At 54.8% G+C, this 24,434-nt stretch carries 25 protein-coding genes and 1 tRNA gene; 13 read left to right on the top strand and 13 right to left on the bottom strand.

What is annotated here, in order from left to right:
• Window positions 1-187 precede the first annotated feature (187 nt).
• Window positions 188-1,372, bottom strand: coding sequence for an NAD(P)/FAD-dependent oxidoreductase (locus ACQY5R_RS02755; RefSeq protein ID WP_428604184.1), 1,185 nt, complete (start codon window positions 1,370-1,372; stop codon window positions 188-190).
• 140 nt (window positions 1,373-1,512) lie between these two features.
• Here ACQY5R_RS02755 and ACQY5R_RS02750 point away from each other — a divergent pair, with 140 nt between their 5' ends.
• The gene (locus ACQY5R_RS02750; RefSeq protein ID WP_428604181.1) at window positions 1,513-2,925 is read left to right on the top strand and encodes a DEAD/DEAH box helicase; all 1,413 of its coding nucleotides are present in this window, start codon (window positions 1,513-1,515) and stop codon (window positions 2,923-2,925) included.
• Between the two features lie 19 nt (window positions 2,926-2,944).
• Complete coding sequence (locus ACQY5R_RS02745; RefSeq protein ID WP_428604178.1) at window positions 2,945-3,172, top strand: DUF3820 family protein; 228 nt, start codon at window positions 2,945-2,947, stop codon at window positions 3,170-3,172.
• A gap of 39 nt (window positions 3,173-3,211) precedes the next feature.
• Here the strand turns inward: ACQY5R_RS02745 and ACQY5R_RS02740 are convergent, their stop codons facing one another.
• Window positions 3,212-3,778, bottom strand: a complete 567-nt coding sequence (locus ACQY5R_RS02740; protein WP_428604175.1) for a plasmid pRiA4b ORF-3 family protein — start codon at window positions 3,776-3,778, stop codon at window positions 3,212-3,214.
• A gap of 310 nt (window positions 3,779-4,088) precedes the next feature.
• Between ACQY5R_RS02740 and ACQY5R_RS02735 the strand changes: the two genes are divergently transcribed.
• Entirely contained in the window at window positions 4,089-4,826 is a 738-nt protein-coding gene (locus ACQY5R_RS02735; RefSeq protein WP_428604172.1) for an NYN domain-containing protein, read from the top strand.
• A gap of 3 nt (window positions 4,827-4,829) precedes the next feature.
• Here ACQY5R_RS02735 and ACQY5R_RS02730 read toward each other — a convergent pair whose 3' ends face one another.
• The 6 genes from ACQY5R_RS02730 to ACQY5R_RS02705 form a co-directional block, all read right to left on the bottom strand.
• The gene (locus ACQY5R_RS02730) at window positions 4,830-5,993 is read right to left on the bottom strand and encodes a hypothetical protein (protein ID WP_428604169.1); all 1,164 of its coding nucleotides are present in this window, start codon (window positions 5,991-5,993) and stop codon (window positions 4,830-4,832) included.
• A 381-nt stretch (window positions 5,994-6,374) separates the two neighbouring features.
• The gene (locus tag ACQY5R_RS02725) at window positions 6,375-7,064 is read right to left on the bottom strand and encodes a DUF2461 domain-containing protein (protein ID WP_428604166.1); all 690 of its coding nucleotides are present in this window, start codon (window positions 7,062-7,064) and stop codon (window positions 6,375-6,377) included.
• A gap of 71 nt (window positions 7,065-7,135) precedes the next feature.
• Window positions 7,136-8,062, bottom strand: a complete 927-nt coding sequence (locus tag ACQY5R_RS02720; protein WP_428604163.1) for an AEC family transporter — start codon at window positions 8,060-8,062, stop codon at window positions 7,136-7,138.
• A 163-nt stretch (window positions 8,063-8,225) separates the two neighbouring features.
• Window positions 8,226-8,483, bottom strand: a complete 258-nt coding sequence (locus ACQY5R_RS02715) for a hypothetical protein (protein WP_428604160.1) — start codon at window positions 8,481-8,483, stop codon at window positions 8,226-8,228.
• A gap of 87 nt (window positions 8,484-8,570) precedes the next feature.
• The gene (locus tag ACQY5R_RS02710) at window positions 8,571-9,278 is read right to left on the bottom strand and encodes a hypothetical protein (RefSeq protein WP_428604157.1); all 708 of its coding nucleotides are present in this window, start codon (window positions 9,276-9,278) and stop codon (window positions 8,571-8,573) included.
• Window positions 9,265-10,470, bottom strand: coding sequence for a class I SAM-dependent methyltransferase (locus ACQY5R_RS02705; protein ID WP_428604488.1), 1,206 nt, complete (start codon window positions 10,468-10,470; stop codon window positions 9,265-9,267). Before ACQY5R_RS02705 ends, ACQY5R_RS02710 begins: the two co-directional genes overlap by 14 nt.
• A gap of 110 nt (window positions 10,471-10,580) precedes the next feature.
• Here ACQY5R_RS02705 and ACQY5R_RS02700 point away from each other — a divergent pair, with 110 nt between their 5' ends.
• Window positions 10,581-11,327, top strand: a complete 747-nt coding sequence (locus ACQY5R_RS02700; protein WP_428604155.1) for a pteridine reductase — start codon at window positions 10,581-10,583, stop codon at window positions 11,325-11,327.
• A gap of 4 nt (window positions 11,328-11,331) precedes the next feature.
• On the opposite strand, the gene folK is transcribed toward ACQY5R_RS02700, so the two are convergent.
• Together folK and folB are read right to left on the bottom strand one after the other, a co-directional pair.
• On the bottom strand, window positions 11,332-11,838 hold the full coding sequence (gene folK, locus ACQY5R_RS02695; protein ID WP_428604152.1) for a 2-amino-4-hydroxy-6-hydroxymethyldihydropteridine diphosphokinase: 507 nt from the start codon (window positions 11,836-11,838) through the stop codon (window positions 11,332-11,334).
• Window position 11,839: 1 nt separating this feature from the next.
• On the bottom strand, window positions 11,840-12,196 hold the full coding sequence (gene folB, locus ACQY5R_RS02690) for a dihydroneopterin aldolase (protein WP_428604149.1): 357 nt from the start codon (window positions 12,194-12,196) through the stop codon (window positions 11,840-11,842).
• Between the two features lie 142 nt (window positions 12,197-12,338).
• Between folB and plsY the strand changes: the two genes are divergently transcribed.
• Window positions 12,339-12,947: a glycerol-3-phosphate 1-O-acyltransferase PlsY gene (gene plsY / locus ACQY5R_RS02685; RefSeq protein WP_428604146.1), complete on the top strand. Its 609-nt coding sequence runs from the start codon at window positions 12,339-12,341 to the stop codon at window positions 12,945-12,947.
• A gap of 2 nt (window positions 12,948-12,949) precedes the next feature.
• Here plsY and tsaD read toward each other — a convergent pair whose 3' ends face one another.
• A complete protein-coding gene (gene tsaD, locus ACQY5R_RS02680; RefSeq protein ID WP_428604486.1) occupies window positions 12,950-13,984 on the bottom strand; it encodes a tRNA (adenosine(37)-N6)-threonylcarbamoyltransferase complex transferase subunit TsaD in 1,035 nt (344 codons plus the stop codon).
• 231 nt (window positions 13,985-14,215) lie between these two features.
• Between tsaD and rpsU the strand changes: the two genes are divergently transcribed.
• The 8 genes from rpsU to ACQY5R_RS02640 all read left to right on the top strand — a co-directional run bounded on the left by rpsU (window position 14,216) and on the right by ACQY5R_RS02640 (window position 23,023).
• Complete coding sequence (rpsU, locus tag ACQY5R_RS02675) at window positions 14,216-14,431, top strand: 30S ribosomal protein S21 (RefSeq protein ID WP_029132016.1); 216 nt, start codon at window positions 14,216-14,218, stop codon at window positions 14,429-14,431.
• A 25-nt stretch (window positions 14,432-14,456) separates the two neighbouring features.
• A complete protein-coding gene (locus ACQY5R_RS02670; RefSeq protein WP_428604142.1) occupies window positions 14,457-14,900 on the top strand; it encodes a GatB/YqeY domain-containing protein in 444 nt (147 codons plus the stop codon).
• Window positions 14,901-14,995: 95 nt separating this feature from the next.
• On the top strand, window positions 14,996-16,771 hold the full coding sequence (dnaG, locus tag ACQY5R_RS02665; RefSeq protein ID WP_428604139.1) for a DNA primase: 1,776 nt from the start codon (window positions 14,996-14,998) through the stop codon (window positions 16,769-16,771).
• 135 nt (window positions 16,772-16,906) lie between these two features.
• Entirely contained in the window at window positions 16,907-18,766 is a 1,860-nt protein-coding gene (gene rpoD / locus ACQY5R_RS02660) for an RNA polymerase sigma factor RpoD (RefSeq protein ID WP_428604137.1), read from the top strand.
• Window positions 18,767-18,781: 15 nt separating this feature from the next.
• Window positions 18,782-18,858: transfer RNA gene (locus tag ACQY5R_RS02655), tRNA-Ile, on the top strand.
• Between the two features lie 474 nt (window positions 18,859-19,332).
• On the top strand, window positions 19,333-20,442 hold the full coding sequence (locus ACQY5R_RS02650; RefSeq protein WP_428604134.1) for a HAMP domain-containing protein: 1,110 nt from the start codon (window positions 19,333-19,335) through the stop codon (window positions 20,440-20,442).
• A complete protein-coding gene (locus ACQY5R_RS02645) occupies window positions 20,439-20,951 on the top strand; it encodes a hypothetical protein (protein ID WP_428604131.1) in 513 nt (170 codons plus the stop codon). Before ACQY5R_RS02650 ends, ACQY5R_RS02645 begins: the two co-directional genes overlap by 4 nt.
• 68 nt (window positions 20,952-21,019) lie before the next feature.
• Window positions 21,020-23,023 carry a methyl-accepting chemotaxis protein gene (locus ACQY5R_RS02640; RefSeq protein WP_428604129.1) on the top strand — a complete coding sequence of 668 codons (2,004 nt, stop codon included), beginning with the start codon at window positions 21,020-21,022 and terminating at the stop codon, window positions 23,021-23,023.
• Between the two features lie 329 nt (window positions 23,024-23,352).
• Here the strand turns inward: ACQY5R_RS02640 and ACQY5R_RS02635 are convergent, their stop codons facing one another.
• Window positions 23,353-23,859 carry a hypothetical protein gene (locus ACQY5R_RS02635; RefSeq protein WP_428604126.1) on the bottom strand — a complete coding sequence of 169 codons (507 nt, stop codon included), beginning with the start codon at window positions 23,857-23,859 and terminating at the stop codon, window positions 23,353-23,355.
• Between the two features lie 137 nt (window positions 23,860-23,996).
• Complete coding sequence (locus ACQY5R_RS02630) at window positions 23,997-24,344, bottom strand: GFA family protein (RefSeq protein WP_428604123.1); 348 nt, start codon at window positions 24,342-24,344, stop codon at window positions 23,997-23,999.
• Window positions 24,345-24,434 lie beyond the last annotated feature (90 nt).

Genomic DNA, 24,434 nt, shown 5'->3' with positions numbered 1-24,434 from the left:
TTGTCTGTATGTGGGTGCCAACAGGTAGGTACAATCAACCACAATCCCACGAGGTGCCGCCGTGTCTTCAGCGGTCTTGTATGGAGTAGCGACAGTTGCAGATTAAACTTAAGTCGAATTGCTTATTGGAGAATAGATAAGCACATCACTATATGCTTCTAAATTTCCACGGCTTTTAATGGGGTTGTTAAACGTATTGTCCGGCGGCATAACCGGATGACCAGGCCCATTGAAAATTGAACCCGCCAAGATGCCCGGTCACGTCCATCACCTCGCCGACAAAATAGAGGCCCGGCTGACGTCGGCTCTCCATGGTTTTAGAAGAGAGCTCATCGGTATCCACACCACCCAGCGTTACCTCTGCGGTACGGTAGCCCTCCGTTCCCGAGGGTTTTAACTGCCAATGATTCAGGTGCCCGGCAATCTCTTGCAGCAGGCTATCCGGCATATCGGCGATCGGGCGCTCCGACCATTGCGGCCAATAGAGCGCCATCAACTCTGCAATTAGTTTCTTAGGTAACTGTTTTGCCAAGAGATTTTTCAAAGAGCCGCGCGGATGTTGTTGTTTGAAATCCCGCAATAACGCAACCGCATCCAAATCCGGTAAGAGATTCACCCTTATCGTTTCGCCCACCTTCCAGTAGTTGGAGATCTGTAACACCACCGGGCCACTCAATCCCCGATGGGTGAACAGTAGTTGTTCAGAAAAGAGCTGGTCACCACACTGTATCGTTACCGGCAGGGAGATGCCGGCCAGCCGCTCGGTCACCCCTTTCATCCGGTCAGTAAAGGTGAAGGGGACCAACCCGGCCCGCTGCGGTAATACATTCAGGCCGAACTGACTAGCAATGTCGTAGCCGAACCCGCTCGACCCCATACTCGGGATGGAGAGTCCGCCCGTGGCCACCACCAGGGACTCGGCAAGAAAACCGCCCTGATTCGTGCTCACCTGATAGAGATGTTCGCCACTGACTGCCGCCACCTCGCAGCTGGATTTCAAGGTGACGCCGGCCTGCTCGCACTCCGACAGCAGCATGTCCAGGATTTCACGGGCGGAATCGTTACAGAACAGCTGTCCATGCTCCCGCTCGTGATAGGCGATACCGTAACGCTCGACCAGGGCAATAAAATCCCACTGGGTGTAGCGCTTCAAGGCCGATTTACAGAAGTGGGGATTTTGCGAAACATAGTTGGCCGGCTCCACAAACAGATTGGTGAAGTTGCAACGCCCGCCACCCGACATCAGGATCTTCTTACCCACCTTGCGGCTGTTATCCAGAAGCAGCACCCGGCGACCACGGCGGCCGGCCGTGGCGGCGCACATGAGGCCGGCGGCACCGGCGCCGATAATGATCACATCGTATTGGTTCACTGGTTCGTCCGGGATGAAGATATGGCTCGGCAGTCGATGCCCATAAGACGTTCCCTGCAAATTGCCACGCGATTGGCCGCTATTATCACATAGAACCGGCCATTCCATCGCCGAGGGATTTATCCCAATCGCCCCCGCCAATGGATTACAATAGCGGCTCTTTCGATCTCATTGCACACAAGGTGACCCCGTTGCTCTCCAGCTTGCCCCTCCACCCCCGCCTGCTTCAAACCCTGGACGACCTGGGCCTGAATGAACCGACCCCGATCCAGCAGCAGGCCATCCCGCTAGCGCTGGAAGGGCAAGACTTGATCGCCAGTGCCGAGACCGGCAGCGGCAAGACCTTCGCCTTTATGCTGCCGACGCTGGATCGCCTGCTGAATACCCCGGCACCGGATAGCGGCACCCGGGTGCTGATTCTGGTACCGACCCGGGAACTGGCGCACCAAATCCTGAAACAGGGAGAGAAGCTGATCAAAGGTACGCGCCTGCAGATCGGCCTGATCACCGGGGGCGAATCGTTCAAATACCAGCGCGCCCTGTTCCGCAAGAACCCCGAAATCATCGTCGCCACGCCGGGCCGGTTGCTGGAACACCTGGAACAGGGCACACCGGACTTCCAGGGTCTGGAAGTGTTGATCCTGGACGAGGCGGATCGCATGCTGGACATGGGGTTCAGCGACGATGTATTGAGCATCACCGGGCAGTGCAACAGCGAGCGCCAAACCCTGCTGTTCTCCGCCACCCTGAGCCACCGGGGTTTGAAAGGCATTATCGATACATTACTGCGCGACCCCGCGGTCATCACACTCAGCACGGTCCGCGATCGGCACGGCAGCATTACCCAGCAGATCATCCCGGCCGATGACAAAATCCACAAAAAGAACCTGCTTGCCTGGTTGCTGCAAAATGAAACCTTCGACAAGGCCCTGGTGTTTACCAACACCAAGTTACAGGCGGATGCCCTGGGCCCCGAACTGCGCAAGCAGGGTTTGCGGGTCGGTGTACTGCACGGCGACATGACCCAGGATGAGCGCAACCAGATGATGGGTCTGCTACGCCAGGGAACCATCAAAACCCTGGTCGCCACCGACGTCGCGGCCCGCGGCCTGGATATCAAAGGCGTGGACCTGGTCATCAACTTCGACATGGCCCGTAGCGGTAAGGATTATGTGCACCGGATCGGGCGTACCGGACGTGCCGGTGAACAGGGTTTGGCCATATCCCTGATCTCTCATCAGGAGTGGAACCTGATGACCGGTATCGAACGCTATTTGAAGCATGAGTTCGAGCGTCGCCTGATCAAAGAGATCGCCGGCAAATACCGTGGTCCGAAAAAACTGAAGCGCTCCGGCAAAGCCGCCGGCGGGAAAAAGAAAACCGCTTCCACAACAGCGGAAAAGGCCAAAAACAAAAAGGCCAAACAGCGATTGCGGGACAAGAAAAATATCGGCAAACGGCGTCAGCCCAAAGACGCTGAAACGGCCGTACCCCGTGAAGCGGGACACAAACCGCTGACGCGGAAAGCCAGCAAACCGGCCGCCTCCGACTAACACGACTGTCTATCGAGCCATGTTTGATAAACAAGACCTGGTCAAACTCGCCAAGATGGAGATGCCGTTTGGCAAGTATCAGGGCCGGGTATTAATCGATCTGCCGGAGGCTTACCTGATCTGGTTTGCCAATCAGGGTTTTCCGGAAGGTCAACTGGGACGGCTGATGGCCCTGGCGTTGGAGATCAAGATCAATGGACTGGAGAATTTGATCGAACCGCTGAAACGCATGCCCACTATCCATTGAGTATCGATCGAAAAACTCTGTAGTGAAGGATCGCGCGGATCAACCCAAACGGAGATGCTTTTCCCGCAGCAGCTCGTTGGTGAGGCCGATATCGAACAGATCAGGAGAGAACTCACCGCCGATCCAGCGGATCATATAGTCATGTTCGGGATGGGAGGGATCGGCCGTCGCCTCAAGAAATTCATCGTAACCGGGCGGGCCGCCTACATCTTCCGGCGGACAGGCGCGTTCGCCGTAACAGCAAACCGGCAGGGTCTGTGACAAGTCGTAAGGGAGGATCTCCTCCAGCACCACCCGGTGCTCCCACGCATCACCAAAATCGTAGATATAGAGCAGATTGTCCCCCGGCTTCTTCAACACCTGACGCAGGCGCGTCTCCCGCTCATTGTGGGTGTCATCCGGAAACTGATCATCGGGAATGCCGTACTTCTGGCCATCCTTGATAAACATATGCATGTGGATATTGGTCCAACCCATGGCGATCTGCAGCGTATCGTGCAACTCCGCAAAGGTATCACTATCTGCAACCCGAACCTGACGCCATACCTCGGGCACCACACCCAGCAGGCTGATATTCAGTTGGTAGGTTTTGCGTAGATACTCCATATGAATGCGCCGCTCATGCTCCCGGGTGATGTGTCATAGTATCAACCCACCGTCAGAGTAAAACCCTTTCCCGCCAAAATAGTGATCTCGCTCAATCAGCCGATTGCCAATCCCACCGCCGCACTACGCTTTTGATTATAGGACAATTTCCACCTTACAGCCGCGGCACCCCCGGGCAGGGAAAGGCAGTCCGGATCATCGATTCAAAACCGGTTCCTCAACACCGGTGAGTCTGTTAGTCTGAGCAGACTCGCCGCCTTGCCAACGCAAGGCAACCCGCTTAGTCGAATGGAAACAGACGCACGCTACAATGGAAAACACCGATAAATTGGCCGTCCTGATCGACGCCGATAACGCCCAACCCAGCATCGTCGATGGCTTGCTGTCCGAGATCGCCAACTACGGCACCGCCAGCGTCAAGCGCATCTACGGCGACTGGACGTCACCGAGCCTGAAGGGGTGGAAAGAAGTACTGCTGGAACACTCAATCCAACCGATGCAGCAGTTCGCCTATACCAAAGGGAAAAACGCCACCGATAGCGCCATGATCATCGATGCCATGGATCTGCTCTACACCAACAATTTCAACGGTTTCTGCATCGTCTCCAGCGACAGCGATTTCACCAAGCTGGCGTCCAGAATCCGCGAATCGGGATTACTGGTTTACGGCTTCGGTGAAAAAAAGACCCCTTCCCCCTTTGTCTCCGCCTGCGACAAATTCATCTACACCGAAGTGCTACGCGCCAAGAGCGACGAAGAGGGTAGCGCCATTGCCAAGAAGAGCAGTGGCGAGTTACGCCGCGATGCCAAACTGGTCAATCTGCTGCGCAACGCTGTCAACACCTCTTCCGATGACAGCGGCTGGGCTCAACTTGGTCCCGTCGGCAGCAACATCGCCAAGCAGTCGCCCGATTTTGACCCGCGCAACTACGGCTACGGTAAGCTGGGGGAACTGGTCACCGCCACCAAGCTGTTTGATATCGAAGAGCGGCAGGTGGGCGGCACCCACTCCAAGATCCTCTATGTACGGGACAAGCGCCACAAATAGGCCCTAGTCGGTACCCCAATACTGGGTACTGACCGGCTCACCCAGATCCGCTTCCACCAACCGCCGCCGCACTTCCAACAGACGTTCGATCAGTTGCGGCTCCTTGGCCTCGTAGGCGGCGGCATCCGGCGTCCGCTTCACCACCACCCCCAACAGTTCGGTAATGGCGTTGCCGATCGAATTCTGGCTAATGGTGATAATCAACCGCCCGCTATCGTCCCGATAGAGCAACTGCTTGAAGGCCGGTTGCCAGCGGATGGCGTTGGCATATTTGGCATCGTGCACACACTGGTCGCGCACCTTCTTGGCGGTCTTGAGGAAGTCGTTGTTATAGATCAGCGTGTTTTCGATCTGTTCGGGGAAATAGGCGTCTTTGGGTATCGGGGCGTTACGGGTCGACACCTGGGTAAAGAAGGTGCGGTAGAAATCGATGAACCCCATCAGGATGGCGTCGTACTCACGCCAGAAACGGATATGCTTCAACACATCCACCCCGCCCTGCACCTCCCAACTGGGCAGCCCCTGCGGATAACCGGTCAGATCGATCCGGCAGGTTCCATCCGTAACCGGTTTCAGAATCTGCAAATCCAGTTGTGAGAAGAACTCATGATAGACATCATGCATGTAAGCCTGAAACAGGCTGTGCTGACCGCCATCGGTCAGGTTCGGGTTGTCCGGATCGGCAAAACGGGACGCACGAAGCTGCTGTTTGTCGAACACGATAAAGTGGTTGTGCAGCATGCGGATGCTGGGCACCCCCGGCGAAGTGAGCGGCCAGGTGGCATCCAGGCTCGCCTCGCCCGCCAGGATCAACGACTCATCCGGATCGGGGTACTGCTCCAGCATGTACTCGATCAACACCTGATTCATACGGTTCCATACATGCTTTACCTGGTCCGGCACTTGGGTGCGGCGCACCGGGCGGCCCAGCGGATCGAGGATACAGTTGGAGGTGTTGTAAATGATCGAGGCGTCGAACTCATTGCTGTGTCCCAGCGCCTTGCGGTACAGCAGCAGGTTTTCCGGATTGACCAGCAATCCGTTGTTATGCACCAGATCATTAAGGTTTTCGGTACTGTTGAAGAACTCATTCGGCATCATCCCTTCAGGCACTTCCAAGGGGATGGGGCGGAACGGGGTTTCGATCTCGCGCGGACCTGATTGCATAGCCTGGACCTCAATCACAATATTCTATTTATACCGATATAAGTTATTGAAATAACTAACTTTTTATATGCACCGACACATCATAGAGGAACGCGAAAGATAAGCAAGCCACTTACATCAGAGGCCACTGCTGTCCCATAGACCCCCTCTCCCTCAGGGAGACGGCTACAGGGATGTAGTCGGTTGGCCAGGTCGGGAACATCTGGCCCAGGGTTGGGGTGAGGGGATTGGATGAGGTAAATCGTCGATTATTCACACCCCCTTATCTTATTGTTTATGGGACAGCAGTGATCAGAGGCATAACCCATCCGCTGGATTACAGGACAGCCCTACCACCTAAAGGTGATGAGGTTGTTCAAACCTAAGCGGGGATCTAGTCGATCAGTAATTAACGTTAATCGCAGTACAGAGATAACGCATAAAGGCATCGGTGCGACGAAAATCCTTCAATACCGACTGGGTAAAACGGGGCGAGTGAATGGCCTCCGCATCGATCGATTTAATGGCAATAAAGTCTTTCCGTTTCAGATCGTCAATCAGCGGATGATCCACGGTAAAACCGCGCGGCGGGCGCTTCAGGCTGTCGCCTTCCAGCGTAAACTGTTTGGCGAAAGCGGCCGCCTTGACCGCCTTATTCCAGGCCGCTGGATTGTCATCCATAAAGCTGCGGATCTGGCCCAGGGTTTTCGATTCGGGATGCCAAATGCCGGCACCGATAAAACAGCCATCCGGTTCGATATGCAGATAGAACCCGGGCGCATGGACATCCTTGCCCAGTTCATGACGGAACTGGATGCCGATATTGGTCTTATAGGGGGTCTTGTCGTTGGCGAAGCGGGTGTCGCGATAGACCCGCATCAGCGAGCCGCCGACCTTCTTGGCGATGGCGCGGAAGTGAGGCGATATCTCCGTCAGCCCGTCAGACATGGATTCGATAAAGGCCAGAGCCGGTTCCCTAACCAGGGCTTCATAGCGCGGTTTATTCTCATTGAACCAAGCCTTGTTGTTATTGGCCTTCAGTTCACCGAGAAATGACAGGGTGTCCTGTGGAAATCCTTTGAAAACAGCCATAGCCGACTCCTTATCCTGATCTCTATCCAGTGTCGCTTTACGGAAATTGCCTTCTAACTCTAGCGCCTGAATCAAAAACCCGCCAGCCAGATCATCATCGGTAGAGAGAGGGCGGCGGCAACCACCTGCACCGTAATCAGATTGGCCATGAGCGGGGCATCGCCACCCATCTGCCGGGCCAGGATATAAGAGGTGGAGGCGGTGGGAACGGCGGCGGCAATCACCGCCACGGTGCGCGGCACACCGTCGATCCCGAATAGCCACGCCCCGGTAAACATCAGCAGCGGCATACCCAGTAGTCGGATCGCCGCACCGAACGACACCAGCAGTAGGTGATCCAGCACCAGGGAGAAATGCAACCCGGCACCGACCGTCAACAGACCGAGCCCCAGCGCCCCACCGCCGAGAATATCGAACAGGGAAAAGATCTGCGACGGCAGTCCGATACCGGTGAGATTGAGCGTGGCGCCGATGAAACAGGCGATAATAAAGGGGTTTCTCAACAGCTTGCGCAACACATCCTGCAGCCCGCCCGGGCCATCGGTAAAGCGCGCCAACACCGACACGTTGATCACATTCAACGGGGGAATGATGACCGCCATGATGATCGCCATATAGGCCACCCCTTCGTCACCATAGAGCAGGCCGACGATGGACAGCGCTATAAAACCGTGCCAACGGGTCGCCCCCTGAAACAGGCTGGTGAATGCCGGGCCGTCGATACCCAGCCAGCGCCGCATCAGCGGCTGACACAGCAACAGCAGCAGGCTCATACCGAAAATGGCGAACAGCACCATGGCGGAGAAGAGCAGCAATTCGGTGGAAGCGATTTTGGCCGTCGCCAGAGTCTTGATCAGCAACGCCGGAAACAGCACGAAATAACAGAGGTTTTCAAAGCCGTGCCAACTCTCGTCCGTGAACAGCGGCGCCCGGCGCAGCAACATCCCCAACAGGATGATGGCCATAACCGGGATCAAGGCGTTGAAAACGGCAATCATGGATGGGGGCTTCCTTGTTGAGAACTGGCGAAGCGACACATTTTACGTCAACCCGGGACTGACACGAAACTGCCGCTCGCGATATATCGACCGTATCAAAATTGGCGGCACCGGGCAGCCGGCAAGCGACTACCCAACACCCATGAATGTCGAAACCTGACGATTAAAGTGGTGAGCCGCGCCCGTTGGTCGGACAACTGCCGTCCCCGCTGGAACAGGGTGTCGGGCCGGGCAGTTGTGCCTGACCGATACGGGTATACTCGCCGGCCTCTTCCGCCCAGGTCACCACATGAGCAGGAACGTTTTCGGAGGGAAAGGGGATCAGCTGCCCGGTGATCCCGTCATTTTCCAGCACCTGGTACGTTTCCCCAAACAGTTCCAGGATATCGCCGGGTTGAAAATCACTTTTGTAGGAAGCCATAACGTCTCTCGAGAAATCTGCTGACACGGGGTAATTTAGCGACAAACTCGTATCATTTGCAACCATCATGCGCCGTAGGAAACGGGATCAGATCGGCAAAAATACCGCTGAGGCGACCGACTGGATAATGGTTTTTATACGCCGGTTACTGCTCTGGGCGACGATCCTGGCCATCCCATCCTGCAACGCAATCAGCTTGCCGAACAGCCTTTCGTAGCTGAGATTGATCACCGGCCCGGCGGTTTCGTTGCTGATCAGAAACAGCCGCCCTTCACTATCCCGGGTATGACCCAATTTCCAGGTGGCAATTTCAATATTGCGGGCGGCGTTGTAAAGCTTTTGCGGATCCAGTTCATCGGTAAAGTAAAACACTTGCTTTCCGTTGTGCGCCGCCAGGAGCATACCCCGCAAACCCTCGACAAAGGCCAGCACCCGATCCCCGCGGTAGCGCTCATCAAAGGTCAGCATAATGGCATCTGTGCCCTTTTTTCCCTGCAATTCCGGGAAATGGCCCGTGCGGGCGGTGCCGAACACACGCGCCAGCGCCTGCTCGAGCGTGGCCGCCCCCCCTTTTCGCCACTCGCGGGGATTGCGGCGGTACAGCTTCTCCATCAGCTCCCGCAGATGCTCCATGGAAAACTGAATCTGGATCTCCGCCACCATATCGACATCGCTCTTGGCGATATCACCCATCTGGAATTGGCGGGTTTTTACCGGTGAATCATGCTGCGAAGTAGTGTTGCATCCCGCTAACAGGAGTAGCAACAGCAGCACCAACCACCTAAAGCCGCTCACGCATATCCCTCATGGCAAAGCCGCACAGCGGCCGGTCCATCCCCCGAGTCAAGCCCAGCACCTTGAAGCGTTCACCCATTTCAGTCGGCAGGGTAAGGCGTTTGACACCCTGCACCAGGGCCAGGTGGGCCGCCGCGTCCTCCGCATCGGATTCAGCCACCAACTGATCCAGTCCACAACTCATCAGGAAAAACGCCTGGGTGGTGTAGCCGGCCACCTGGAAACCCGCCGCCACGGCCGCCTCGGCGATCGCAGTAAAATCCACATGGGCGGTAATATCCTGCAACCCCGGATAGACCAGCGGGTCGTCATGCGCCCGGTGCCGATAGTGGCACATCAGGGTGCCGCGACTACGTGACGGATGGTAATACTCGGCACGGCTATGGCCGTAATCGATCAGCACGGCAGCGCCCCGCTCCAGACATCCCGCCAGCGACGCCAACCAGGGGGCGGCACGCAGATTGATCTCTGACTCATAATCGTCCACTTGGCCGATCTGATTCAGTGCCGGCGCCAGATGCCGGGAAAAATCGACGGTTTGCGGCTCTTCCCAAATCAGCTCAAAGCGCTCTTCATCGCAGCGGACAAACTGCTCCAACAGGTTGCCGTGGAGCAGCCGGAAACGATGCACCGGCATGGCGTCCAACAGTTCGTTGGCGATCACCATGCCGCGGAAACCGCTCGCCGGCAGCGCCGTCAACCAGCTCACTCGCTCCAATAGATGGGGTGCATGCCGGTCCAGCGTCTGGCGCTGCCGCTGTTGCAACTCCGGGCTCAAATCGAGGATCAGATAGTGAGCCGGCAAGCTGTCCAGACGCTCCAGCTCGAGTAGCAGATCGGCCGCCAGGATTCCCGACCCAGCGCCCACCTCCAGGATAGTGTCACCGCCCGTCTCTTGCAGCACTTCCCGGCATTGGCGCGCCAGGCAACGGGCAAACAGCGGGGAGATCTCCGGCGAGGTGACAAAATCCCCCGCCTCACCAAACTTGCGCGCCCCGGCCGAGTAATAACCCAAACCGGGAGCGTAGAGAGCCAGCTCCATGTAGCGATCAAACGGCAGTTGCCCGCCGCTGTCGTTGATCTCGTCACGGATCCGCGACACCAGATTCAGGCTGTGCTGACGGGCATCCGCATCCGGTTCCGGCAATTGAGCCATGACAGCCTCAGCCGCCCGGGGGTTGATCCGTTCCATCATGAATTTCGTAAACTCATCTATTCGGTATAAAGTGGCAGGTATTGAACCGTTTTAACGGCCAGTTTAGCAAGTCCGCGGATTAAGCAGAAATCGAGGTAAAACCAAACGTGGTAGCAGAAAACCGACCCGTCGCCCTGATTACCGGCGCCGCACAACGTATCGGCGCGGTGATTGCCCACACCCTGCATCAGTGCGGCATGGATATCGTCTTGCATTATCACCGCTCCGCATCCGCGGCCGAAACGCTGAAACAGCAACTGGAGCAAGAACGGAGCGACTCGGTACAACTGATCCAGGCCGATCTCCAGGACACCGAGCAACTGCCCGGGATCATCGAACAGATCAGCCAGTGGCGCGGCCGGCTCGACCTGCTGGTCAACAATGCGTCCAGCTTCTATCCCACGCCCGTGTCATCGCTGACCACCGAAGCGTGGGACGACCTGATGGGCATCAACCTCAAGGCGCCCTTTTTTCTTGCCATCGCGGCGGCCCCCCTGCTCAAGGCACAGCAGGGAGCGATTATCAATCTGGTGGATATCCACGCCGAGCGGCCACTGAAGGATCATCCCCTCTACAGCATGGCCAAGGCCGGCAACGCCATGATGGTGAAAACGCTGGCCCGGGAGTTGGGGCCGGAGATCCGGGTCAACGGCGTGGCGCCGGGGGCCATCCTGTGGCCGGAACAAGAAGAGCTGCCGGAGCCGGCGAAAGCGGAGATCCTCTCCCGCACCGCGCTCGGGCGCATCGGCACGCCGGAGGATATCGCCCGCACCGTTCGCTTTCTGGCCCTGGATGCCCCCTATATCACCGGCCAGATCATCGCCGTGGACGGTGGCCGCAGCCTGCAGCAATAAACGTTCAGGCCACCGGCGGCAGGCCGGTATCAAAAGGTACCGACCAGAGGCGCTGGGATGTCCGGTCGAATTGCTCCCACAATTCCCGGTAACTTTGGCCGGATTCGGGATGCCGGCTCTCGCCGGCCAGCTCCGACAACGGCAACAGGACAAAGGCGTAACAGGTGATCTCGTCCCGGGGCAGGTGCAGACCGTCCCGGTCGATGATTTGATCGCCATAGGTCAACAGATCGATATCCAGGGTCCGCGAAGCGAAACCGCCCCCTTCGCGGGTTCTGCCGTGGGCCGATTCAATGGCGCGAAACAGTTGCACCAGCTCATCCACCGAACGCTCGGTATCGACGCCGACCACCAGGTTATAGAAAGCATCTCCGCTGAAACCCACCGCCTCACTCTCGTATATCTTGGAGACCAACAGGGAGCCAAACTCAGCCTGCAGATCATGCAACGCCGCGCGGATGTTGTGCTCACGCTCAATATTGCTGCCAAGGCTGATCCAGATTCTCGGCATGTCAGAAGCGCTCGCCCCGTTCGATGATCACCCCCACATCGGAAGCGGCACTGACCGCACCGATCTTATTGACGGTGAGCCGTACCCAGCGTACCGAAAACTCTTCCCGGATAATCTCCGAACAACGCTCCGCCAGGGTCTCCACCAACTGAAACTGACTCTCTTCGACAAAGCTGATCAACCGTTTCGATACCGCTTTGTAATCCACGGCATCAGCGATATCTTCCGTGGCGGCGGCACGCCTGACATCGGTACTCATCTCGATATCGAGTACCACGGTCTGCTTGATCTCCCGCTCCCAGTCATAGATGCCGATCACCGTATCGATCCTGAGATCACGTAAAAAAACTATATCCATGGGGTATTCCGTTATTTCTGAAGTTGTATCCGGCCATGGTAAAACAGCCGGCCGGGATAACAAATAGCCTTGACCCTATCGCCCGCTATCGGGAGAATTCGGCAAACCCGATGGGCTTTGGCCCGATTAAAGACCCTAAATCATGACCGACGCCGTTCTGATACTCGCCGCTTACCTGCTGGGCTCCCTCTCCAGCGCCATCATCGTCTGTCGCCTGATGGGCCTGCCCGACCCCCGCACTCAGGGTTCCAATAATCCCGGTGCCACCAACGTATTGCGTATCGGCGGCAAAAAGGCAGCGGCCATCACCCTGTTGGGCGACAGCCTCAAGGGTTTTGTCCCGGTGCTCGCCGCCAAGTTGATCGGCGTCTCGCCCCTGGTGTTGGCGGCGGTCGCCATGGCCGCTTTTCTCGGTCATCTATACCCGCTGTTCTTCCGCTTTGAAGGCGGCAAAGGGGTCGCCACCGCATTGGGCACCCAATTTGGCATCCACTGGCAGATCGGCGGATTGGTGGCCGCACTCTGGCTGTTGATGGCCAAGGGACTCAATATCTCTTCGCTCGCCGCGCTGGTCTCGATGGCGCTGGCGCCGGTCATCGTCTGGCTGATCTGGCCGGCACCGGAGCTGATCCTGATGCAGGTGGCGATGAGCGTCATTCTGTTTTGGCGTCACCGCAGCAATATCCGTAACCTATTGTCCGGCTCCGAAGGGAAGATCAAAAACGAGCAGGGCCCCGACGCGGAAAACTGATTTCAGAGCCCGGCCAGGGAATCCATCGGCCAGCGGGCGCGGGCACCGAAACCAAGCGACTCCCGGGCGCCCGAGCGCAGGCGTTGCCATCCGGCATAGGCGATCATCGCCCCATTGTCGGTACAGAATTCGGTACGGGGATAGAACACCCGCGCGCCCTCCTTCTTCATTGCCACCTGCATCTTTTCGCGCAGATGCCGGTTGGCGCTGACGCCGCCCGCCAACACCAGGGTAGCCGCCGTGCACTCGCGCACCGCACGCCGACACTTGATCACCAGGGTATCCACCACCGCCTCTTCAAAGGCGCGGGCGATATCGGCCTTGGTCTGCAGCAGTTGGGCTTCATTTTCGTCACCGGTCACCTCGCGCTGCAGGGTGTTGAGAGCAAAGGTTTTCAAGCCGCTAAAACTGAAGTCGAGCCCGGGACGATCGGTCATGGGACGGGGAAACTGAAACCGACGCGGATCACCCTGCAGCGCCAGGGCCGCCAGTTCCGGACCACCCGGATAGGGCAATCCCATCATCTTGGCGGTTTTATCGAACGCTTCGCCGGCCGCATCATCCAGCGATTCGCCCAGCAACCGGTACTGACCGATACCCTTCACTTCCACCAACTGGGTATGCCCACCGGAGACCAGCAACGCGACAAAGGGGAACTCCGGACGCTCCGCCTCCAACATCGGCGCCAGCAGATGCCCCTCCATATGATGGACCCCCACCGCCGGCACACCCCAGGCCCAAGCCAGGCTGCGGCCGATCGCCGCCCCCACCAGCAAGGCGCCGATCAGGCCCGGCCCCGCCGTATAGGCCACACCGTCGATATCCCCCCGGGACAAACCGGTCTCCGCCAGCAAGCTGGTGAGCAGCGGCAGTGTTTTGCGCACATGGTCCCGCGACGCCAGCTCCGGCACCACTCCACCGTAAACGGCGTGCAGATCGATCTGACTGTGCAGCTTGTGGCCGAGCAGACCCTGTTCGCTGTCGTAAATGGCTAATCCCGTTTCATCACAGGATGTCTCTATGCCCAATACCCGCATCGCTTCGCAAACCGCCGCTGACCAGGGCAAACCTGGCCGTGGACCGCTTGACTGCCTCCATACCTTATAAATAATGTTCAGGGTTCGACGGGGTGCCCCCGCCGGAAGAGGCTGCAATTCCACCACATCCCAAGAAAAATCCATAATTTTTTTGCAAAACGCAAAAACAGTGCGTAAAATTCGCGCTCTTATGTTTCCAGCATCCCGTTGGTACGATTTTTGAGGTGGGAAATGCCCAACGTACGAGTAAAAGAAAACGAGCCGTTTGAAGTCGCCATGCGCCGCTTTAAGCGCGGTTGCGAGAAAGCCGGCGTTCTGGCTGAAGTGCGTCGTCGCGAGCACTATGAGAAGCCGACGACCGAGCGTAAACGCAAAGCCGCTGCTGCCGTCAAACGTCATCTGAAGAAAGTCTCCCGCGAAAATCGCAAGTGGGACCGTCAGTACTGATCTGACTTCGTCTCAGTTCTATCCCATGCTAAAAAAGCGCATCCAGGACGATATGAAATCCGCTATGAAGGGGGGTGATAAACCCCGCCTTGGCGTGATTCGCCTGTTGATGGCCGCTATCAAACAGCGGGAAGTGGACGAGCGAGTCGAACTGGACGACGACCAGATCCTGGTCGTGCTGGACAAGATGGTGAAGCAACGTCGCGACTCCATTACCCAGTACGAACAGGCGGGTCGAGCCGAACTGGCGGAGCAGGAAGCGTTTGAGATCACCATCCTGCAGGAGTACCTGCCGGAAGCCCTGAGCAACGAAGAGATCGACGCCCTGATCCGCGAAGCCATCCAGGCCACCGGAGCCGAGTCGATGCGCGACATGGGCAAGGTGATGGGGCAACTGAAGCCAAAAATGCAGGGACGTGCCGACATGGGGGCCGTTAGCGCCCTGATCAAGCAGCATCTGAACAGCTGATCCCACACCTGCGGCAACCCTGCACCAAGCTCTGGCATATTGAATGACCGGAGCTTTTTTGTCTCTGAGCAGTAGCTACAAGGTACTATTGCACGATGGCTGGAAAGATCCCTGCACACTTCATTGACGAACTGCTGAACCGGGTCGACATCGTCGACCTGATCAACAGCCGCGTGCCTTTGAAGAAAGCGGGCAAGGATTACCAGGCTTGCTGCCCGTTCCACAACGAAAAGACCCCCTCCTTCACCGTCAGCCGGGAAAAACAGTTCTACCACTGCTTCGGCTGCGGCGCGCACGGCACCGCCATCGGCTTTCTTATGGAGTACGACAATCTCGGTTTTGTCGACTCGATTGAGGAGCTGGCCGGCAAGGCCGGCCTTGAAGTCCCGCGCGAAGGGGGCAGCGACAGTGGTCCCGACTACCGACCGTTCTACGACACCCTGGAACAGGCCGCCCGCTTCTACCAGTGGCAACTGCGCAAACACCCGGACGCGGGTAAAGCGGTCAACTATCTCAAACAACGGGGCTTGACCGGTGAAATCAGCGTCGATTTCGGCATCGGTTACGCACCACCGGGTTGGGACAACCTGATCAAGCAGTTGGGACAGGATGACAAACAGCTGGAACGGCTGCGCGTCACCGGCATGATCTCGGAACCCGAAGCGGACAAATGCTACGACCGTTTCCGTGATCGCATCATGTTCCCGATCCGTAACCACCGCGGACAGACCATCGCCTTCGGCGGACGCATCCTCGGTGACGGCAAACCCAAGTACCTCAACTCACCGGAAACCCCGATCTTCCACAAAGGTAAGGAGCTGTACGGCCTCTATGAAGCCCGCAAGGCGCTGCGCAAGATCGAACGCCTGCTGGTGGTGGAAGGCTATATGGATGTGGTCGCCCTGGCCCAGTTCGGTATCCGCTATGCCGTCGCGACACTGGGTACCGCCACGACCGCCGAACACCTGGAACGGCTGTTTCGCACCACCAACGAAGTCATTTTCTGCTTCGACGGGGACCGGGCCGGACGCGACGCCGGCTGGAAGGCGCTGGAGACCGCCCTGCCACATATGCGTGACGGCCGGGAAGCCCGCTTCCTGTTCCTGCCGGACGGCGAAGATCCCGACACCCTGGTCCGCAAAGAGGGACGCGAAACCTTCGAGCAGCGCATCATTCACTCGACGCCGCTCTCCAGCTTTCTGTTCGACAAACTGGAGGCGGAAGTGGATATGGACTCCCTCGGCGGCCGGGCACGCCTGGCGGAGCTGGCCAAGCCGCTGCTGGCCAAACTGCCGACCGGCCTGTTCCGCGAGATGATGCAGCAACGATTGGCAAAAAAAGTCGGCCTGGAGACGCACCAGTTGGGCAATCCGCCCGCGAACGACACACACAAACCACGTCCGCCCCTGCGTAAAAAACAGGGCGCGCAACAGACACTCTCGCCGATACGCCGGGCTATCACGCTGCTGCTGATCAAACCCGAACTGGGCCAGGTGGCCGATATCCCGACGGAATGGCGGGATTTTCGCGCGCCAGGTATCAATTTATTAAGCCAACTCCTTGAAATCGTGCGAAATCAACCTAACCTTAGGACAGCACAGATCATCGAGCGCTGGCGTGGCAAGCCTGAATATTCCCATCTGGAGAAGATCTGGAGCACCGCCACCGAGCTGCCCACCCCCGAAAGTGGCATGGAAATGGAGTTCCGTGGAGCCTTGCAAAGGCTTGTGGAACAACAGCACGAACAGGAAACCACCCAACTGCTGGAGAGAGTCAGCACGGGAGATGCTTCCGAACAGGAGAAGCAGCGCCTGGGCCAGCTACTTTCTGAAAAACAGAAAATTGCTGACTTACGTAGACGTTCGGATTGATAGGCCCGTCAGTGCGTGACCCCGGGCACATCGAGACGGGACTTTTTTAGTGTGCGCGTATAGAAAACCGGCGAAATAAAGGCTATACTTCGCCGCTTGACATTCGCGCACGCCCCTTAGAATTTAAGGCAGGAAATGGATAAGGTACAGCAGCAATCCCAGCTCAAGCAACTGATCGCGAAAGGTAAAGAACAAGGCTTTCTCACCTACGCCGAAGTAAACGACCACCTACCCGACGGCATCGTAGAACCCGAGCAGATTGAAGACATCATTCGGATGATCAACGACATGGGCATCCAGGTGCATGAGAGTGCCCCGGACGCCGATGATCAGGTGATGAGCGACTCCGCCGTTTCCGCCGATGACGACGCTGCCGAAGAGGCCGCCGCCGCACTGGCCAGCGTGGACAGCGATTTTGGTCGCACCACCGATCCGGTGCGTATGTACATGCGCGAGATGGGTACCGTCGAACTCCTCACCCGCGAGGGCGAGCTGAAAATCGCCAAGCGGATCGAAGAGGGACAAAATCAGGTACTGACCGCCCTCTCCACCTATCCCGATACCATCACCACCATCATCGATCTCCTGGGAAAGGTAGACGCTGAAGAGATGCGCCTGACCGACGTGATTGTCGGCTTTGCCCAACCGGAAGAGGAAGAGGCGGAAATTGTCGCGCCGGTCCCTGCACCCAAAACCGACGCCAGCGCCTCTAGCAAAGACATCGACGATGACGATGAAGACGAGGATGAGGACGAAGAGGAAGAAGATCCCAATCGTGGACCTGATCCCGAAGAAGCCGCCCGCAAGAGCGAAGTGCTGAGAGCCGCCGCCAAAAACCAGATCACATTGCTGGAGAAGCACGGCCGCGAGCACAAAAAAACCATCGCTGCCAGCGAAGAGCTGACTACCGCCTTCATGGACTTCCGCTACAGCCCCAAGGTGTTCAACACCCTGGTGGAAAACCTGCGCGACGCAATCGCCTTTGTACGCAGCCAGGAACGCGCCATCATGGATCTGTGCGTCAACACCGCACACATGCCGCGTAAAGAGTTCATCACCTCCTTCCCGGACAACGAAACCGACCTCGCCTGGATCGATCGCCAGATCGACAACGGACAGGGTTACTCCGAAGCACTGACGGAGATCAAGGACGATGTATTGCGCGCCCAGAAAAAGCTGCTTGAGCTTGAACAGCGCTGCAAACTGACCATTGCCGAGATCAAAGAGATCAACCGCCAGATGTCCATCGGCGAAGCCAAGGCACGCCGCGCCAAGAAAGAGATGGTGGAGGCCAATCTGCGTCTGGTGATCTCCATCGCCAAGAAGTACACCAACCGCGGCCTGCAGTTCCTGGACCTGATCCAGGAGGGCAACATCGGCCTGATGAAGGCGGTGGACAAGTTCGAATACCGGCGCGGTTACAAGTTCTCCACCTACGCCACCTGGTGGATTCGCCAGGCCATCACCCGCTCCATCGCGGACCAGGCCCGGACCATCCGTATCCCGGTGCACATGATTGAGACCATCAACAAGCTCAATCGCATCTCCCGCCAAATGGTGCAGGAGATGGGACGCGAAGCTACTCCTGAAGAGTTGGCTGAGCGCATGGACATGCCCGAGGACAAGGTGCGCAAGGTGCTGAAGATCGCCAAAGAGCCGATCTCCATGGAAACCCCGATCGGTGATGATGAAGATTCACATCTGGGCGACTTCATCGAGGATTCCGGCGTCATCTCGCCGATCGACTCCGCTACTGGCGAAGGCCTGCGCGAAGCGACCCAGAACATGCTGTGCGGTCTCACCTCACGGGAAGCCAAGGTGCTGCGCATGCGTTTCGGTATCGACATGAACACAGACCACACCCTGGAAGAGGTGGGCAAGCAGTTCGACGTTACCCGCGAACGTATTCGCCAGATCGAAGCCAAGGCTCTGCGTAAACTGCGTCACCCCTCCCGTTCGGAGAACCTGCGCAGCTTCCTCGACGGAGACCTGTAATCACAACCGTTTTTCGGGCCTATAGCTCAGTTGGTTAGAGCAGTGGACTCATAATCCATTGGTCCCAGGTTCGAGTCCTGGTGGGCCCACCAACAACAAAGGGTTAGCATAAACGTGCTAACCCTTTTTTTATTGATTGCACTATTAAACAAAAGCCTCCGCTATCCGATCCCGCAAAACCAAACTGCCAATTCGAAAAACTGACATTCGCAGGCTTTTAATAAATTTCCGTTTTCATCCAAAAGTAGTCGGTCACTCCAACACAAGGCTTGCCCGTAGAAAACAGTTCCGTTCTCTTTACGCATTCTCGATCAAAACCATGGAAACCACGGTCTACCCCCTGTTTCAGTTTGGAAAATTAAGCAAAAAATTTCCGATTCGACCGCACACATAAGCCAATTCTGGCGCAAACTCCCGCATCAGATACGCATCTGATCCGCTTGCCATTCAATAAAAAGCAAATGGCACCGGGGACTTAAGAAAGGAGCGGAAAAGATTGGCCTAAAACTTGTAGTAGCCAGTAAACCACTACAACTATTTCTTTCTCACACTCAGAAGAGGGCGCTATGAAGATAGAACTGAATCTGTTCCAGAGAATTCTCCTCAACTGCCTCATAGTATCGAGCATTCCCCTTCTTGGTTTCATTTATCAGGTACACCTGAACGAAGCAGAACAGACCGCTGCGGTTGAACAGGAGCTTAAACAGACGGCACAAGTTGTCTCCAGTGAAATAGAAAATTGGGTTGATAAAAATATTCGCAATGCCAGCTTGGTGGCCAGCCTTGACGCAGCAAAATATATGGAAGCGGATAACCTGGTACCCATTTTAAAGTCGGCAAAAGCAAATCTTGATTGGGTATCACTGCTGTTTGTGATGGACACCAAGGGAGATGCCATTGCCAGAAGTGACGGTAAGCCGTTGCGAAATTACAGTGACAGGGAATACGTTAAACAAGTTTTGTCCGGTAAAAAAATGGGGCAGCAAGTGCTAATTGGGAAGGTTAAACCTGTACCGCTCCATTGCTTCTCTTTACCGATTACCGGCCCACAAAGCACAAAATCGGCCACCGTTGGGCTCATCACGCAATGCTCCACCCTGACTGCAATCAGTCAATACGTAGCAGATTTAACCATCGGAAAAACGGGCGTGGCGATTCTGATCGATGATAAAAATAGACTCATTGCTATGGGAGGTCCCGATACCGCATCAAACAGTACACTTCAAAACTTTTCGGATCATCCCGCTATTGATCAACAAGCCAATGATCAGTTCAAAATCAAGCAACATGACGGCCGAGAGAAAGTCATGCTTTCACGTACCGTAGGCCCCGATTGGCGGTTAATCATTCAACAAGATTATGACGAAGCGTTTTCAACCCTAATTCAGGGCAGGATCAACACCATCGCTCTTGTCATATTGACAGTTGGCTTCACGCTACTCATCTCTATTATGACCAGCCTGAAGGTCTCAACACCTATTAAAAGATTGACAAAAATAGCAGACGCATGCAGCAGAGGAGAGTTCCCGACAAAGATCGATGAGAGTGAACGTAAGGATGAGGTCGGCGAATTGGCAAGGGCAGTATATCGTATGTCAAAAAGTATCAACTTGGCGATCATTCGAGTCAAGCGAAGAAATATGGCCAGTTCGGTGCAAAGGGCAACTGCACAATGACGAGTGTCGTTGATTTAAAAGATAGCATTACAAACCACCTCGAAAGTGGAGAGACCGGCGCGCTTTTTGTTGTTCTTTCAAACGGCAAATTGGTTCAGATATTCTTTATGGATGGACACATCATCTCAGCCAAATATCAAGGGACTGCCGGTAAACCGGCACTTGACGCGCTAAGGGATTATGAACCGAGAAAATGCAAGTTTCATTTTGGCCTCACAACCCATTCAGAAAATGTCACTCCGCTTACCGACGAAGTACTAGATCTATTCAGACAAGACACAAGAGAAACTGCTGAGGAGATGGACATGGTGAAACAGGAACTGGTGTATAACGCTCTCGTTACCTGCATTGGCCCATTCGCCAATGTATTGTTCGACGATGAAATAAGGAAAGCCTCATCTATAGATGAACTTATAAATAATCTATCGATGAGCCTGGATGATCCTGAAGATAGAGATAAATTCACTACCACACTCAATTCCTTACTTGATAAAGCAGCCAATCCCTAGAGGAACCCAGTATCACAACAGGGCTGCTGTGGATCGCTCAAAGAATAAACCGACAGGAGGATTATCTGATGAACTTAGTGCCTCAGTATTCCTGGAAACAGAAGCTGCTTATAGTAATATTTCTAACCCTCTTTGGATTGCTATGCGTGGTAAGCGCTGCGTTGTGGGGCCTGAACAATATTGATCGCAGTTTTAGCAGACAAGGCAATGCCAACAAATATGAACAGCTATCACTCTCCTTTTCAAATCAGATTTTACGTTTAGAAGCGTTCGCTTCGGAAATATCCGCTGACACAATAGAACAATACCGAGAGGATCTGAGGAACATCACTCTCTTACCTGCCTCGATGCAACAGGTGGCAACCACCCTTCAGCAGCATGAGTTGATCTCCTTTTCAGATCAGATAGCGACGCTAGCAAAAAAGTACCGTTCTTACCGGGAAGAGTGGCTAGGCAACCGGATTATAATGGGCTTCCCCCCGAATATTGGAGCTTTACAGGATTTTGACGCGGCTTTATTTGCCTTAAAGGGAGTCTCACTCTCAATGATTGAATCCGATATTGATGACATAGCCGCAGCTCAAAATAAATTTGTCATATCACGGTCAGAAGCGGACGAAGCGGATATAGACCAAGCGCTTAAAAGGCTTGAAGAAACCTCCGTAAAGATGCGTTGGGAGACCAATAAGCTTGGCATCGTAATCAATCAATACCGAAGCTCTTTTGAAAAAATTCGAAATTTAGCCTCGGCTGAGCGAAATGCACAGACCGTACTGGCGCCCATAATAAAAGAGCTGTCGCTACTCCTCTCACAGCAGAACCAACTTCTAAAAGAGGATGTAATTAAACAAGCAGGTGAACTGGCGGATCAATCCAAATACACCGCATCCAGAATAATGTTACTGGCCGCAGGAATTGTCGGGCTCGTGGTATTCTTTAGCCTTGGCAGTACGGCCAGACAACTCACCCGGCAATTGGACCAAATGCAATCCTTTCTAAAACAAGTTGCCGATGGGGATTTTTCCAATCGCTTAGCACTCAGCAACAACCTCAACGATGAGTTCACTCGACTACGAATGGCCTTCAATCAGACGCTGGACGACGTCTCTGATGTCCTACACCAAGTGGTGGATGGCAACAACCTGCTCATCGACATTCGCCGGCATCTAGACGAAGTCATGGGCCAACTTGCGGCCAGCAGCAAAAGTATCGAAGAGAAAACCGAACAATCGAGGGTAGCAACCGAACAGATATCTGTCGCGGTTACGGATGTAGTTGAACGTTCTGCGGGCGTCAACGACTCAGCCCATACCGCCTCCGATGCAACCCATGAAGGCAGCGCTGTGATCAAGGAGTGTGTTGATTCAGTTACCAGTATCTCAGACTTGATAAAGAGCTCTTACGAGGAAGTAGAAAGTCTGATGCAATCCAACGCGAAGATGTTGGGCATCATCGATGTGATTAACGGTCTTGCCGACCAGACCAATCTGCTCGCATTGAATGCCGCAATCGAATCCGCCCGAGCCGGTGAAGCGGGACGTGGATTCTCGGTCGTGGCTGATGAAGTACGGGCACTGGCACAGAAGACCGTCAGTGCAACCAGCAGCATTGGCGAGATCATTCAACAATTCGATCAAAAGTCACGTCAGATGAACGACCTCATGAAGTCCGGGATCGAGCTGGGATCCTCCACTCAAGAGAACGTTTTAAATGCCATGATTTCATTCCAATCGATCGATCAATCAACACAAACCGTAGCCACTGAAATGGAGCGGATGGTGGTTGCTGTTGAAGAGATCTCATACAACGCAAAGGATATTGCCGAACAGGTCAAGCATGTTTTCGAGCAAAGTGAAAAAAATAAATTGATTCGATCAGATCTTGAACAATATACCCATAAGCTCTCCGATCAAACCAAGGCCATGGAGAAGATCAATAGTAGATTCAAGCTTCCTGGTAGAGAAGACACGGACGGTATAACTTCCCCTGGGAAAGATGATTTTCATCAGCACGGCAGTACGGCTTTGGCGACATTAAACGGTGAAGAGGCGGAGGCGTCGTTGGCTAACTGATCAGCGACCAAAGGAACCACCACCATGAAAAAGATACCAGAACCTTGAACAAAACGGTCACCCAACATATCGATCAATGGTGTAACCGTCCGATTGAATGCAAACATCCCTACGTGCATCTGGGCGGGAGTGTCCTAAGGCGCAGCTGAGCCGACTAGATCAGAAACGTCTCGGTACCGGTAACCATTGGCGTAGCAGCAGATGGCTACCGGCAGACCTTGGGTGTCCAGGGGGGCCACTCGTAGAAAACAAATCCGCTCCCTTTTCTGCGTTTGAGCACAGAGGCACGAGTGAAACGAGCGTCCTTCTAGTGCGACTGGTTAGCGCTTTTACCTGTTAATGTATAAAGTACCATTATTAACCTCTATTGGTGGCGAATACATGTCGATACCCCATTTGTCCTTTGGGCTACCGTCATATGTCCATTCCCACAAGGATATCCCCCATTCACGGGTTTCTTTATCATGACACTTGATAATGCCGTCCTTCTTTATGAAGCCTAATTCATCTAACTCGGGCCGAAAATCTGCACAATGGTAGTAACCCCAGCCCCACCAGCGATCGGGTAATATGACCTTTCCATTTTCAGTTGGTAAAAGATAAGCATAATATTTTTTATCCCAATCCCTGATAAGTAATACTTCATCACTCCACGCATCAGGACGACCGAAATGCTCTATACGATATTGGCCTGGTTTTAGGGTAGAAATGTCATGCTGCGAGCGCTCCGATTTCGCTTGAGCAGATGGCTGCAATGATGCGCCTAGCATGTATAAAAAAAACACAAGCCCCACCAAGGCAAATATTACTACTGTAATTACAAGTTTTCGCTTCATTTTTGTGCGCTAACGCCAACATTAAAGACGTTTTGTAGAATGGGGCATTTGTGCTATAGCGTAGCGGTGGTACAAATGAACTATGAATCAAAACGTTCTGCTGCATGTTTTTATCAGGTGGTTCGTTAGAACCGTCATCATTTCATCCCTACACCGTCCGTAGCCCTTACAGGAATACCCGCTGGATCGAAATCGTCTAGACAGTAAACATTTACACCGAAATAGTCTGGTGTAACTCTTTTTCTATGAAATGGATATATTCCACAAACTTTACAAAAATAGTGTTTTGCGGTGTGTGTATGAAATTGATAGGTCGTTAAAGATTCTTCGCCACTCAATATCCTCATTTCATTTTCATGCACCTTTACCATTAATGCATTTTTTCTTTTGCAAATAGAGCAATCACAGGTCGTAAGCTCAGGAAAATCCGCATTTATTTCAAATATCACTGCTTGGCAGTGACAACTTCCCTTATACGTTTTCATATTCATTCCATGACTTATTTTTACCAACACCGAGCTAGCTTGATGGGGATACTGGTTGGGGTGATTTCAGCATCCTGCCAATTGGATATT

This window comes from Sedimenticola sp. (assembly GCF_050289425.1).
GTDB lineage: Bacteria > Pseudomonadota > Gammaproteobacteria > Chromatiales > Chromatiaceae > Sedimenticola.
The sequence above is the reverse complement of the archived record's forward strand: the minus strand, read 5'-3'. Positions and strand labels throughout refer to the sequence as shown.